This is a genomic window from Methylobacterium sp. E-046, from assembly GCF_022829625.1.
Taxonomy (GTDB): Bacteria; Pseudomonadota; Alphaproteobacteria; order Rhizobiales; family Beijerinckiaceae; genus Methylobacterium; species Methylobacterium longum.
Genome location: NZ_JAKSYP010000241.1, coordinates 1 through 10,535, shown reverse-complemented (window position 1 = coordinate 10,535; position 10,535 = coordinate 1). Strand labels below are relative to the sequence as shown.

The 10,535-nt window shown below is 64.1% G+C and carries 21 protein-coding genes; 7 read left to right on the top strand and 14 right to left on the bottom strand.

Annotated features, from left to right (window positions below; translation table 11 throughout):
- Window positions 1–3: 3 nt before the first annotated feature.
- A complete protein-coding gene (locus MKK82_RS25875) occupies window positions 4–192 on the bottom strand; it encodes a MucR family transcriptional regulator (protein WP_313902124.1) in 189 nt (62 codons plus the stop codon).
- A gap of 104 nt (window positions 193–296) precedes the next feature.
- On the opposite strand from MKK82_RS25875, the gene MKK82_RS25870 reads away from it, so the two are divergent.
- On the top strand, window positions 297–575 hold the full coding sequence (locus tag MKK82_RS25870) for a hypothetical protein (protein ID WP_243987278.1): 279 nt from the start codon (window positions 297–299) through the stop codon (window positions 573–575).
- A 189-nt stretch (window positions 576–764) separates the two neighbouring features.
- Here the strand turns inward: MKK82_RS25870 and MKK82_RS25865 are convergent, their stop codons facing one another.
- Genes MKK82_RS25865 through MKK82_RS25845 form a run of 5 tightly spaced genes read right to left on the bottom strand, consistent with a single transcriptional unit; the run spans window position 765 to window position 2,243 of the window.
- Window positions 765–1,157 carry a hypothetical protein gene (locus MKK82_RS25865; protein ID WP_243987276.1) on the bottom strand — a complete coding sequence of 131 codons (393 nt, stop codon included), beginning with the start codon at window positions 1,155–1,157 and terminating at the stop codon, window positions 765–767.
- Window positions 1,154–1,351 carry a hypothetical protein gene (locus MKK82_RS25860; protein WP_243987274.1) on the bottom strand — a complete coding sequence of 66 codons (198 nt, stop codon included), beginning with the start codon at window positions 1,349–1,351 and terminating at the stop codon, window positions 1,154–1,156. The genes MKK82_RS25865 and MKK82_RS25860 overlap by 4 nt, the downstream gene beginning before the upstream one ends.
- Window positions 1,336–1,572 (bottom strand): hypothetical protein, encoded by a 237-nt coding sequence (locus MKK82_RS25855; protein WP_243987272.1) that lies wholly within the window; start codon window positions 1,570–1,572, stop codon window positions 1,336–1,338. The genes MKK82_RS25860 and MKK82_RS25855 overlap by 16 nt, the downstream gene beginning before the upstream one ends.
- A gap of 32 nt (window positions 1,573–1,604) precedes the next feature.
- The gene (locus MKK82_RS25850; RefSeq protein WP_243987270.1) at window positions 1,605–2,027 is read right to left on the bottom strand and encodes a DUF5681 domain-containing protein; all 423 of its coding nucleotides are present in this window, start codon (window positions 2,025–2,027) and stop codon (window positions 1,605–1,607) included.
- Between the two features lie 3 nt (window positions 2,028–2,030).
- Entirely contained in the window at window positions 2,031–2,243 is a 213-nt protein-coding gene (locus tag MKK82_RS25845; protein WP_243987269.1) for a hypothetical protein, read from the bottom strand.
- Between the two features lie 995 nt (window positions 2,244–3,238).
- Between MKK82_RS25845 and MKK82_RS25840 the strand changes: the two genes are divergently transcribed.
- A complete protein-coding gene (locus MKK82_RS25840; protein WP_243987268.1) occupies window positions 3,239–3,853 on the top strand; it encodes a hypothetical protein in 615 nt (204 codons plus the stop codon).
- Between the two features lie 832 nt (window positions 3,854–4,685).
- Here MKK82_RS25840 and MKK82_RS25835 read toward each other — a convergent pair.
- Window positions 4,686–4,847, bottom strand: coding sequence for a hypothetical protein (locus MKK82_RS25835; RefSeq protein WP_243987267.1), 162 nt, complete (start codon window positions 4,845–4,847; stop codon window positions 4,686–4,688).
- A 19-nt stretch (window positions 4,848–4,866) separates the two neighbouring features.
- Here MKK82_RS25835 and MKK82_RS25830 point away from each other — a divergent pair, with 19 nt between their 5' ends.
- Together MKK82_RS25830 and MKK82_RS25825 are read left to right on the top strand one after the other, a co-directional pair.
- Window positions 4,867–5,337: a hypothetical protein gene (locus tag MKK82_RS25830; RefSeq protein WP_243987266.1), complete on the top strand. Its 471-nt coding sequence runs from the start codon at window positions 4,867–4,869 to the stop codon at window positions 5,335–5,337.
- A 226-nt stretch (window positions 5,338–5,563) separates the two neighbouring features.
- Window positions 5,564–5,932, top strand: a complete 369-nt coding sequence (locus MKK82_RS25825; protein WP_243987265.1) for a hypothetical protein — start codon at window positions 5,564–5,566, stop codon at window positions 5,930–5,932.
- A 387-nt stretch (window positions 5,933–6,319) separates the two neighbouring features.
- On the opposite strand, the gene MKK82_RS25820 is transcribed toward MKK82_RS25825, so the two are convergent.
- Window positions 6,320–6,511 carry a hypothetical protein gene (locus MKK82_RS25820; RefSeq protein WP_243987264.1) on the bottom strand — a complete coding sequence of 64 codons (192 nt, stop codon included), beginning with the start codon at window positions 6,509–6,511 and terminating at the stop codon, window positions 6,320–6,322.
- A 115-nt stretch (window positions 6,512–6,626) separates the two neighbouring features.
- On the opposite strand from MKK82_RS25820, the gene MKK82_RS34075 reads away from it, so the two are divergent.
- Window positions 6,627–6,752: a hypothetical protein gene (locus tag MKK82_RS34075; RefSeq protein WP_279603292.1), complete on the top strand. Its 126-nt coding sequence runs from the start codon at window positions 6,627–6,629 to the stop codon at window positions 6,750–6,752.
- Window positions 6,753–6,759: 7 nt separating this feature from the next.
- Here MKK82_RS34075 and MKK82_RS34295 read toward each other — a convergent pair whose 3' ends face one another.
- From MKK82_RS34295 to MKK82_RS25805, 3 genes are read right to left on the bottom strand one after another with little or no spacing between them, the layout of a single operon-like run.
- The gene (locus tag MKK82_RS34295) at window positions 6,760–7,350 is read right to left on the bottom strand and encodes a hypothetical protein (protein WP_313902123.1); all 591 of its coding nucleotides are present in this window, start codon (window positions 7,348–7,350) and stop codon (window positions 6,760–6,762) included.
- A gap of 23 nt (window positions 7,351–7,373) precedes the next feature.
- On the bottom strand, window positions 7,374–7,739 hold the full coding sequence (locus tag MKK82_RS25810; RefSeq protein WP_243987262.1) for a DUF6883 domain-containing protein: 366 nt from the start codon (window positions 7,737–7,739) through the stop codon (window positions 7,374–7,376).
- Entirely contained in the window at window positions 7,736–7,987 is a 252-nt protein-coding gene (locus MKK82_RS25805; protein WP_243987261.1) for a DUF4926 domain-containing protein, read from the bottom strand. The genes MKK82_RS25810 and MKK82_RS25805 overlap by 4 nt, the downstream gene beginning before the upstream one ends.
- A 210-nt stretch (window positions 7,988–8,197) precedes the next feature.
- Between MKK82_RS25805 and MKK82_RS25800 the strand changes: the two genes are divergently transcribed.
- Window positions 8,198–8,956, top strand: coding sequence for a thermonuclease family protein (locus MKK82_RS25800; protein ID WP_243987260.1), 759 nt, complete (start codon window positions 8,198–8,200; stop codon window positions 8,954–8,956).
- 32 nt (window positions 8,957–8,988) lie between these two features.
- Window positions 8,989–9,162, top strand: a complete 174-nt coding sequence (locus MKK82_RS25795; protein WP_243987259.1) for a hypothetical protein — start codon at window positions 8,989–8,991, stop codon at window positions 9,160–9,162.
- 502 nt (window positions 9,163–9,664) lie between these two features.
- Here MKK82_RS25795 and MKK82_RS25790 read toward each other — a convergent pair.
- From MKK82_RS25790 to MKK82_RS25780, 3 genes are all read right to left on the bottom strand, one after another.
- Entirely contained in the window at window positions 9,665–9,907 is a 243-nt protein-coding gene (locus tag MKK82_RS25790) for a DUF6894 family protein (RefSeq protein WP_243987258.1), read from the bottom strand.
- Window positions 9,908–10,078: 171 nt separating this feature from the next.
- On the bottom strand, window positions 10,079–10,342 hold the full coding sequence (locus MKK82_RS25785; protein WP_243987257.1) for a hypothetical protein: 264 nt from the start codon (window positions 10,340–10,342) through the stop codon (window positions 10,079–10,081).
- On the bottom strand, window positions 10,342–10,535 hold a 194-nt coding region (locus MKK82_RS25780), incomplete at its 5' end, for a hypothetical protein (protein ID WP_243987255.1). The genes MKK82_RS25780 and MKK82_RS25785, both read right to left, overlap by 1 nt.

Below are 10,535 nucleotides of genomic sequence, written 5' to 3'. Positions count from 1 at the left end.
CTTCTAGGTTGGCGGAGCCTGGGTTGCGCTACCTCGCCCAAGCCCGCCAAGCGCCGCATGCATGCTGGCGATCAAGGCTGGTAGCTCCGCTGGCGGCACACGAGTGTTGGACACGTAGGCTGAGACGAGGTTCGTCGTCAGACCGGTATAATCGGTGGCTCCGGCCTCGATGTTCTCAGCGTTCTCGTCCACGATGCACCTATCTGAAAGAGCGCAAACACATTGTGCTCGCAGATCCAGCTTTGCAATGCGGGAGCACCCACCCTGCTCTCTTCCGATCGAGCTGAGCTGAAACGATGAGACCGGATCTTGAGCTGATCGCGCAGATCATCGCCGAGAACGTCGCCTCGGCGCTCGTGCGAGCGTGCGATTGCGGTTTTCAGGAGGGCGAACGCGCGATCGTCGTTCAGGGCGTAATGCGCGAATTGCTGCTGGTCCTGCCAACCGATGACAGCGACCGGCTCACGGAGGCCTGCAACCGCGGGCTGCAGGTTTTGATCCGCATGGGCGTTCACGGCCCACGGGTTGCAGCGGTCGATCCCGACCACGGGTCGGTGACGATGCAGCAGGGATAGAGATGGGGCGTCGGGCCGGATCCCGTGATGACGTGGTTCGGCCCTGTGTCGTTCGGCATCCGAGCCGGAGCGACGGTGCGGATGTAGCGCGGGAATACGGCCGTGCGGGGGCGGCGATGGCTGCGGCAGGTTCGGCAGAGCAACGCCTTCAAGGGGCATTCGGGGAGCGGGTTCCTATAAGCGCCGCCGCTAGTTCTCCCGCTCCCGCTCCTCAACGTACTGGGACACCAACTGCTCGCCCATCTTCCGGTAATCCTCAGGGGTCGCTTGCTTGACCCTCGCATCCGCCTCGGCGACGAGGGTGTTCATCTCGTCCTGCACTATGTCGTACGGCAACGGCTGGCCACGCAGCCGCAACTCGGCCTCAGCGTCGTCGTAGACGCCGGGGCGGTCGTACAACCCCCTTTTCGACCATTCTCGGCAAGCCTCGGACCACTGCTCGCGCAGGTCCTCATCGCTCAGGTCTTTGAACTTCCGGCCGCGCTGTAGGTACGCCTGGGTGGCTGCGAATTCCCGCCGGGCGACCTCAGCCTTCAGCAGGAGATCAGCACCAGCAGCCGGTGTGAGTTCGTTCTCGTTCACAGCATCTCCCCTCGGTGCATGACCTCCGTCGCCCACTCCATGCGCGCTGGATCTACCGTCTCACCGGCCTCGATCTGGCGCAGTACACCGATGACGCCTTCCAACTCCTCGTCGGTCAGGCGCTCCGGGCCGGGCTTCAGATCGGGGTAGCGGTTCTCCAGCCGCACTATGCGGGCCTTCAGGGTCGTGGACACAGCCGGGCCTCCATCTCCAGGTAGCTCGCGCGGACGTCGCGCTGATGGGACCTGATCTGGGCGATCAAGGCCAACTCCTCCTGGTCGGTGGCGTCGTCCCACTCGGCCATCAGTTCATCGATCCCGCCGGCCGCGGTCGCCATCTTGTGCAGGTTCTCGAACAGCGCCTGCTCGATCTCCTCGTAGGACAGGCCGTCAAACCGGCCGGTGCCGCGCTTCACCTCCAGGCGGACGATGCGAGCCTCTAGGGCCTTCAGCCTAATGTTCCCCGTGCCTCCAATGCCGCCATCCGTCGGTGCAGCTCGGTCGCCTCGATCGCCCGCACATGCACGTCGAGGGTCTTGGAGATCTCGGCCGCCTCAGAGGGCGTCAGCTCGCCGGCAGCGACCGCGGCCACGATGGCGCCGGTGGCCAGCGGTAGGTCGTCTGTGGTGGTGATCGGCGGCAAGGCGAAGGTGATCGGCCTGTCCTTGCGGGGCGGAACAAGCCTATCGAGGCACATCCGCAGGGCTACCGTGTCGCCCCCTTGGGCAAGTTCGATCGCCGTGCGGGTCAGGGCCTCGGCCTCGCCGTCCAGCAGCGCCTCAATGGCGCGCGTCGTCGCATTGCGGGTGCCCTTGGCCTTGCCCGCAGGATTGCCGCTCCGCCCCGGTTGGAATTTTCCCCTGCCGCTCATGGTCTATTCTACCACATGTCCGTCATAGCTGCCGTCTATCGCCACGCGTCCAACGCGCTCACCTGCAAATGCAGACGGAATGCAGGTCGAGGTCGCCCCGGACATCAGTTCCTGCAACTCCTCAGCAAGGCCGTGCAGTGCAGTAGCAGCGGCTTGCTGGCGAACCGCCCCGGCGTCGTCGCGGACCTTGATGCTGACGGCGGTGGTCAGCGCCATTCGCCAGTGGGTCTGAATGCCGGCTATAGGCAGCACAATGTCGTGCGTAAGGACGTTAATCAAAATGATTAGAAGCCAACATTAGATAGAGTTTTCATTCTGCGTACATATATAATATTTGGCAAATTCATAGCAGTGGCCTCCATGAACCATCACCCGCAGATCCCTATGGCCTTTTGGGAAGAGCTTGAGCGTAGCGTTTCCTCCAGGGTAAATGATACTCTTAACATAGGTGAAATTTCGCGCGAGCAGCTGATCTCATATTTGCGTGATCTAGAGATCTTGGCGCGGACTGCCTGTGACCGCAGGCAGACTGTTCAGATTATCGCCTCTGCCCGCAGTGTCCTCGGAGACCAAACCCAAGTTGGTCCACGGGAGGGACCCTTCGCATACACCGTTGCGTGAGCGGATTAGATTTTGGGGCACCTAGGCGCCGTAGCCAGATCGGAGACAATAATGCTCTATGAAGAGATGGGCCGTCTGGCTAGCGAGGCGATCAGATTGAACACGAGAATGGTCCAGAATGCCATGCTGCTTACGGTAGCAATGAATTACGCTTGGACGACAAGTCGGCGACAGGAGGTTAGACGAGCGGAAAGCGAGATCAGGGCTCCCGTGAAGCGGCAAGCGCGAACGAGGCGCCCGAAGCGTCTCGGGGTGCCGACCGAGGTCGCGGCCCGAGGTCTGCGCGTCTTGTAGCCGGCCGGTACGGTAGCTGAGGTACCTTAGAGGCTCTCTCTCACTGAATGATGCCAACTTTTCCCACTCGCGGGCGCGTGCGCGCGAAAAGAGTGGTCACAGCCGCACCGGTTCACCGGGAGCCGGCAGCAGGCCTGCCCAGGCAGCACGGAGGATCGCGACGCGGGCAGCGGCTCGCTGCGGGTCCGCGGCCGCGATCTCCCGCCGTATGGCGTCGAGGGTCCGGGCAGGCCGCGACGGCACCGGCCGACCTCGCCCGCCAACTCGGCGGCATGGCGCCGGCCGAGCGCGCCGCGATGGCGCAGGGTTCACGCGCCGCAATCGATCAGGCGGTGGGCACGAAGCCGAATGACCTCACGGCCCTTCAGCAACTCCTTCAGATCGACCCCCGCAGCGGGCAGGGGGGCTGGAACGCGCAGAACCTCGCCCAGCTTCACGGTCAGGGTCCGGTGGACCGGATCGTCGGGGCTGTGAACCGGGAGAGGGCGTTCACCGAGGCAGACAGCAACATCGTCCGGAATTCCCAGACGGCGCAGCGGACGCAGGCAGCGGATCGGATCGCGCCGCGCACGACGATGGGCGATGATCTCGGGGGGACCATGGCAGGCCTCGTCGGTGGTCCGAAGGGCTATGCTCTGGCGCAAGCGGCGCGGGCGGGTAAGGCGGTCGTCAACGCCATGGGCCGAGAGTCAGATGTGGCTCGCAACCGGCAGCTCGCTGATGCTGTGACGATGACGCAGGGCGTTCGGCTGAACATGCTGTTGGACGCGATCAACGCCCGCGGTCTCACCCAGCAGCGGGCAGCGGCGCTCGGCCAGCTTGGAGCCCGAGGGACGCAGGCGGCGCTGCTGTCTCAGTCGGATCGGACGCGGCCGTACTTCCCGGCGGCGCTGCCGGCCTTCGGGCGATGAGCGCGCCATGCGTAGACCCCAGCGGCAACCCACAAGGGGAACAAGATGGCCCAGAACCCGGCATGGCCGATCTGGTCAATTACCCACGAGTACGACCAGTCTACGCCGCCGCGGATTGCCCACCCTATCGCGGTCATCACAACCGTGAAGACGACGAGCGTGGTCAGAATTTCAGCCGTGCGCCGCATGCCTGAGAATGTGGCTCTGCCCTGCCATTCTGTCGATAGCCACCGGGATCGCCAGCGGAGTCTCAGGACGGCCGTTGCCTCGAACCCGCACACAGAAACACCCGAAATCGACTGATGCCCGCCAGCGAGACGGATTTCGCAACTATGGGGCATTCCGCATGAGCGATGGAAGCGGCTTCGGAGGCTTGCCTTCGTTCGCGGACGGCGGCGGGGGTCTCAGCCCGTCCATCCAGGATTGGTTGCAGATGCAGGCGCTTGTCCAGGCGCAGGGTCAGGGTGGCATGGGTCAGAGCATGCCTCAGGACGTGCCGCCGGCCACACCTCCAGGTTACACAGGATACACACCGCAGACGCCACCCACCGGCGCGCCGACGCCGGTCGTGCAGCCGCAGGCGCAGGGCCTCGCCTCCGCGGCCATGAGCGCACTGGGCCCGAGCAGCGCCGAGGCGGCGACGCCGGATCCGAACGACATCCGCGGCCGGTTCATCAGCACGTTGCAGCAGGGTGGCCTGACGAACCCAAATGGTCTCGGCGCCGTCGCGGCCTACGCGCAGCACGAGTCGCGCTACAGCCCCTCGAACATTACTGGTTCTTGGTCGGACCCGTCCGAGAGCGGGCAGGCAGGCCAGTCCGGGGGCATCCTCTCATGGCGTGCCGACCGCCTCGCGAACATGCGGGCGTTCACGCAGGGCGCGGCCGATCCGGTGGTGGCACAGGCTCAGTTCCTGCTGAAGGAGAACCCGCAGCTCACACAGGCCCTGCAGAACGCGGGCAGCCCCGACGAAGCGCATCGCTTGATGGCTCAAGCCTGGAAATTCGCGGGTTATGATCGACCGGCTGGCGACGACGCAAGCCTACGCCAACAGCTTCGACGCCGGACAGGCCCTGCCGGGCGTGGCGGCCCCTCGTGGCAGCTCGATGGGCAGCACGGCACAGCAAGGCGGTTTCGAGTTACACGGCATCGTGGGGCAAGGCTCGGCCGTGCCGGGGCAGGCGTCCCCGACTCCTGACGCCGCGTCCCTGTCGAGCCAGCCCTTCACGACCATGCCGGCGCCGGGCGGGTTCTCCTCGGATCCCGCCGCGCAACCGGCCCAACCCAGCAACCAGTACGCTCAGATCGGCAACGCGCTGAAGGCTGCGGCTGCCACTCAGAAGCAGGGCCAGCAGCGGTCGGGCGGCATGATGGCGGCACCGGATGTCGGTGGCCGACCCATCAGCCTGCAGCAAGCCCGCGCCATGTTCGACCCGGGCAAGTTCTACGGGGCTCTGCGCAACGCGGGGGTGCGAGCCGTCTGAGGCGCAGATCGTAGGTCTGGCCGTGCTGCCTGGGCATACGCTCAAGATGGCGCATGGTTGGGAGTTGAGGCGAGCCCTAGCTGGCTATCAGCAACGCATGAGCGCCAACCGGCAATCGAATTCTCTGGCCGGCCGTCATCGAAGCAGTATCTGGGAACCTTGCGGCTTCCCGCGTGCTAGATAAGAAATCTAGTCACGCTCGCTATCGAGCTATCCGGTCAGTCCTATGAGAACCATCAAAAGTTTGTTTTTGAAGGCCGGTGAATTCTTGTCTGCTAGACCTACACCTACCGCAAACGGTTCAATGATTAAATCAAGGTCCGATACCGGAATTCGCGAGAACGCCGGCGCCAAGTCAAGGGATTTTGACGGCGATTTTCTCAGTGCCGGTGCGATGCTGAGAGAGCGGATGAACAAACGCTACCCGGACAAGTATTTTGTACGAGCAGAGACACAAGCGAACAACAGACGAGATTACAGCGATGAACGTGCTGGCGCGATCGATGTGTCCTCCGCCGCGATAGCTGTCGCACTTCGTGAGGGAGCGACGGTTAAGCAAGCTGCTGAAGCTGGCGCAGCCAGCGTTGGCATCTGAAGCACAAAGCCAGCAGCCTATCGCACGCGGCAGATCTTCAGCCGTGAATATTGCGAGTGCCACACGAGGACATGGATTTATGAAGAAATTCCTGAGCACTGCCGCCCTCGCAGCCATTCTGACAGGCGGAACCATCGCGAGTGCGCAAGCGGAAGGCCTCCTCTCCTCTGGTCGCATCCAACTGGCGCAGATGAACAGCCCGGGCGACGGTCTAGACGGGCGCAGGGCGGTAAGCGAGGGTAACGCACGCGGCTACCGGATGGGTGGTGGGCGGATGCGTTCTTACCGCCGGATGCGGCATCACCGCCGCTATCGATAGGACGCGCGGGTTCCCCGAACCGCTGGCAGCCCACCGGGGTGAGTTTTCAAAACGGACCGGGGGCAGCCTCAAACGGCTGCAATACCGCGGTGGCGCACCGCATCAGGCAGCCGGCGCGTCCGTCTCACCCGGGCGGCTACGCGTAGGAAGGTCGAGAAGTTCTCAGCCTCATCAAGGCTCATACCGCTGGCTACGGGATCGTGATCCTGAACGACCATGTGGGTGCCATCACCGGCGAGCTTCACGCTGATCCGCGGCATGCAGCTTCTCCCTATAGAAGCTTCTGGAGCGCCCCGATTTAGCCGGGCGCTTGACCGCACAACCATACGGCCAGCGCTTTGTTCGCAGCCGCGATGTGCATCGTCGCGGGTCGCGGTGGCCCTGCGCTCCGTCCCGATCGAGATGCAGATCCACGACCGGCCGGAGCGTCAGAAGCGGCGATGGCGAACGCTGTTCCGGCGCAAGGCGCTCGGAGACCTGTTCGGCGGCCCCTACGGCTGAGGCCCATTCATTTCTTTGCTACGACGAGGTTCGCGCTTTCGTAGGCGACCACAGTGCCAGCCGTGATCCGGATCAGCTTCTCGCCGTACTTTACTCCAGCCAATTCCCCGCGTTGGACCAGATTACGGATGAGGGTCGTGCTGCACTTCCACTGCTCGGCCAGCGTGTCGGGGGTGTAGACGTGGTGGTAGCCCGGGTACTCCTCCGACATCAGAGGCTCGGGGCATCGGCGCCGCGCATCCTTGCGAGCCTGGATTATCGCGGCGTGCGCGTCGATGCCGGCCTGTTTTGCAGCTTGGCGTCCCTTGGGCGGCTCGGGTTGTGATCGGCTCCACTCCTCCCAATCGGCGAAGCTATCGACCTCCTCGGGTGCGCTCAGCACATCAAAGGCCGCATCCAGCTTGCGTAGATCATAGATAGTTCGGGAGCCAATCCGGAAAGGCTGAGGCATCTGCCCATCCCGGACCAGATCGTCGAACTTAGGTGCGCTGATCCCGACGTAGCGAGCCGCCTCTTGCCGGTTCAGCCCGCGTCGGGGCACCGCTTCGACCCTGACCGGAAGCATGTCCTCAGGGGCTTCGGGACGGCGCCTGGGCATAGGCTCATCTCCCGGTCTTCGCTTTACGGAGAGGAAGCTCCACGCATCGGCAGCGGCACGACGGTGAGCAGCCGACCGTACAGATCGGGCTCGACGAGCCAGACGGACCGGATCCAGGGCTCACGCCCATCCAGACCCATGATTGGACCTTCGCAGATGACGCGCTGTGATCCGACCTCATCGAACACCATGCGAGCGTCCGGCGCGGCTTGGTAGTGAATGGCGAGGGCATCGGCCAGCAGCTGCGGCTCCTCGACGGTGAAGCCGAACCGCAAGAGGTACTTGGCCTTAGAGCCTCCTTTGGGGTGCGTCGGGTCGAGTAAGTAGCTAACGATCCGCTCGCCTTGGACCCGCAGGCCAAAGAGCGCCGGGAGGCCCTGCCGGCTCACGGGGCGTGGCGGCCGATGCGTCTCAGGTTGATCGGCCGGACCGTGGCTAGCGCACCCTCGGGCTCAGCGAACTCCACGAAGAACGCCTCGCCGTCCTTCCAGACGCCGACGATCGTGCCCTCGGTGCCGGCCGGGATCGTCTCGCCGTCGTCCGTAACGACCGACGCCAATACGACCACGTCGTCGAGGTCCCGGAGCGCAGCCCCAGGGTCCTCCTTCCGCAACAGGTACGAGAAGTCGACGCTCATGCGCTAAATCTGGCGCACGCCAGCTCGGCCCGCAACCCAGATCTTTAGCGCCGCTGCGCCAGCGAGGCCGCACCGAGGCTACGGGGGAATTAAGCCTCGGTGCTGCTCTTCCGGCGCTCGGCATACGGCCGGTCGCTGAGAGCATGCTCGTGCAGGATGGTTAACGGATCCTGTCCTCGGGCGCAGGGCCGAGCCGCGACGAGGTTGGATATGGACAAGGTCTCTGACCTCGGGCCTGCTGCGGTCTGGGTCGGGAACTTAGCGATGTCTCAACAAGGGTTGGTCGGCTGGGGACTGGTCCTGATCCTGTTCTTAGGTTCCGCATTCGCCGCTGACCCCATCAACGGTCGGGCATTCGTCACCGATGGCGACACGGTGGTGATCCGCAACACCCGTATCTACCTTCATGGTATCGACGCCCCGGAGAGTGCTCAGGTCTGCGAGGACGCCAACAACCAAGAGTATCAATGCGGGCAGGCAGCAGCGATTGCTTTATCCGACCATATCGGCGAGGCGAACATCTCTTGCGAACCGAGGGATACCGACCGTTACGGGCGAACGGTCGCCGTTTGCCGCAAAGAGGCCGAGGACTTGAACGCCTGGATGGTCATGCAGGGCCACGCCATCGCCTTCCGCCGCTATTCCGCGGACTACATCGGGCAGGAGAGAGAGGCGCGCACTCGCAAGCGAGGGCTTTGGGCCGGTACGTTCGAGGATCCTTCCGACTGGCGCCGACGGAGGCGGGGTGGTCAGGGTGAGACGCTGCCCGGAGCCGAGATGCCGCGCGCCACACAAGAAGCTATGACCTGTACGATCAAGGGCAACATCGCGCGCTCGGGCGACCGCATCTACTACCTGCCCGAGAGCCGCGACTATGCTCGTGTCATGATCGACGAGCAGGCCGGCGAGCGGATGTTCTGCTCTGAGGCCGAGGCACAGGCTGCAGGATGGCGCGCGCCTCGCCAGTAGCCAGTGCCGCGATCCGCAGATACAGCCCGCGCATGCCCAACAAGCTCGACACTCTCCTCGAACGCCTGAAGGCGCAGCAACGCGACCTCATCTTAGCGATGGCCGAGCACGATGGTCTGCCCGCTGGGAGCACTTTGCGAGAGGTCGCTGAGCTGGAGAACGTCATCGCGGCGGTCGAGGCCGTGGCGGGCGAGGAAGCAGACTGAGAGCGCCAGTCCGGCTGATATTTCCAGGTAGGCATGATGGCGTTCTTGGTCGTGTAGGCGGTCACCGCGGCGGGATGAGGAGGGGCGCAATGCGGCCCGAGGCGGTGTCGAGCCCGAGAGCGACAGGGGAGCGGGAGCAGGAGCGGGAGCAGGTTCCTGTACTCTACAGACCGAGGCACCCGTAGTCACGGATCGTGCTGGGCGAGCCGGTCCGCACCCCAGGGTGCACAGGTGTGCACAAAACATCTTCGAGCGTTTCCGAGCAGACGCGAACGTCCGAGAGCGTCGGCGCTGCTCCGGCCTGCTGCGCGGTGCTTCGATCGGCTTCGGCTTGGCGACGACGTGGAGGCGGCAGAAGGACGGCTGTGTCCAACCGAGGGACAGCAGGATACAGCAAAACACAGCAAAAAACGGCAGCGCTACGGTAAGGAGCACGGAGCGGGAGGGGTATCACACCAGACGCACTGAAGGTGCGGGCGGAACCGGACTTCTCAGCTCGGCCTCAAGCTTCGCTCGCAAAATCGGATGGGTAAGGGACCTTAGCCAGGGCCGTCCCATTCTCATCCAAGATGGCCACGTGCCAGTGGAACGGGTCTGCGGCACCTGCGGTGCGCTCCCTGAGGATACGCTTCCAGATCTCCAGGGCCTCGATCTCTGCCGCTTCAAGGTTGGGTAGGTCGACCCCATCGTGGTCGCGCGTCACGTCCTCGTCATCGTGCAGGACGTCGAAGAAGTAGCGTGGCATCTGTCCTCCCATGAGGCTGAACCTATCTGCCTTTAGAATGCTGGGGTGAGCATTCAAGGCCGGTCCCGCTCAAGCATTGCGGCACCCGACGTCAGGTAGGTGATCTCAGGGACGCTTTCCGAAGCCTCCAGCGGACGTTCGACATACCAGTCCGGTCTCGTGAACCTACTGCTATGCCACGGCCGGCTCGCGAGTAACCTGAGAGGCTGCCGGGATCGCCTCTTCAGAGGGCGCAGCACCTGAGCCCTCCACCATGCCGATCAGGTCGGCCTCCGTCAGAAGGGCACCATCTGGGCCGGTGACGGTGATGTCCCGGCGCTCGGCTGCTTTGAAGTCGCGCAGCTTGCGCAGCGCCCAGTCTGCTGTCGGGCAATTGTAGGTGACGGTGCCACTTTGGGCGACGCCCCGGACGACGTAGAGGCGGCGCTGTTCCATCACACTTCTATGCCGGCCGCACCGAGGATGACCCGCTGCTTTAGAATGCTGATGCGATGTGCGCGGATCGCATGCTCAAGGTCTATCACGCCAGGATCGTTCGCCTTGCGCAATATCGCGACCGCGCTGGCGAGGGCCGCGATTACCTGCTCATCGAGCAGAATGCTCATGGCGATCCTGTTCCGCAGACGGT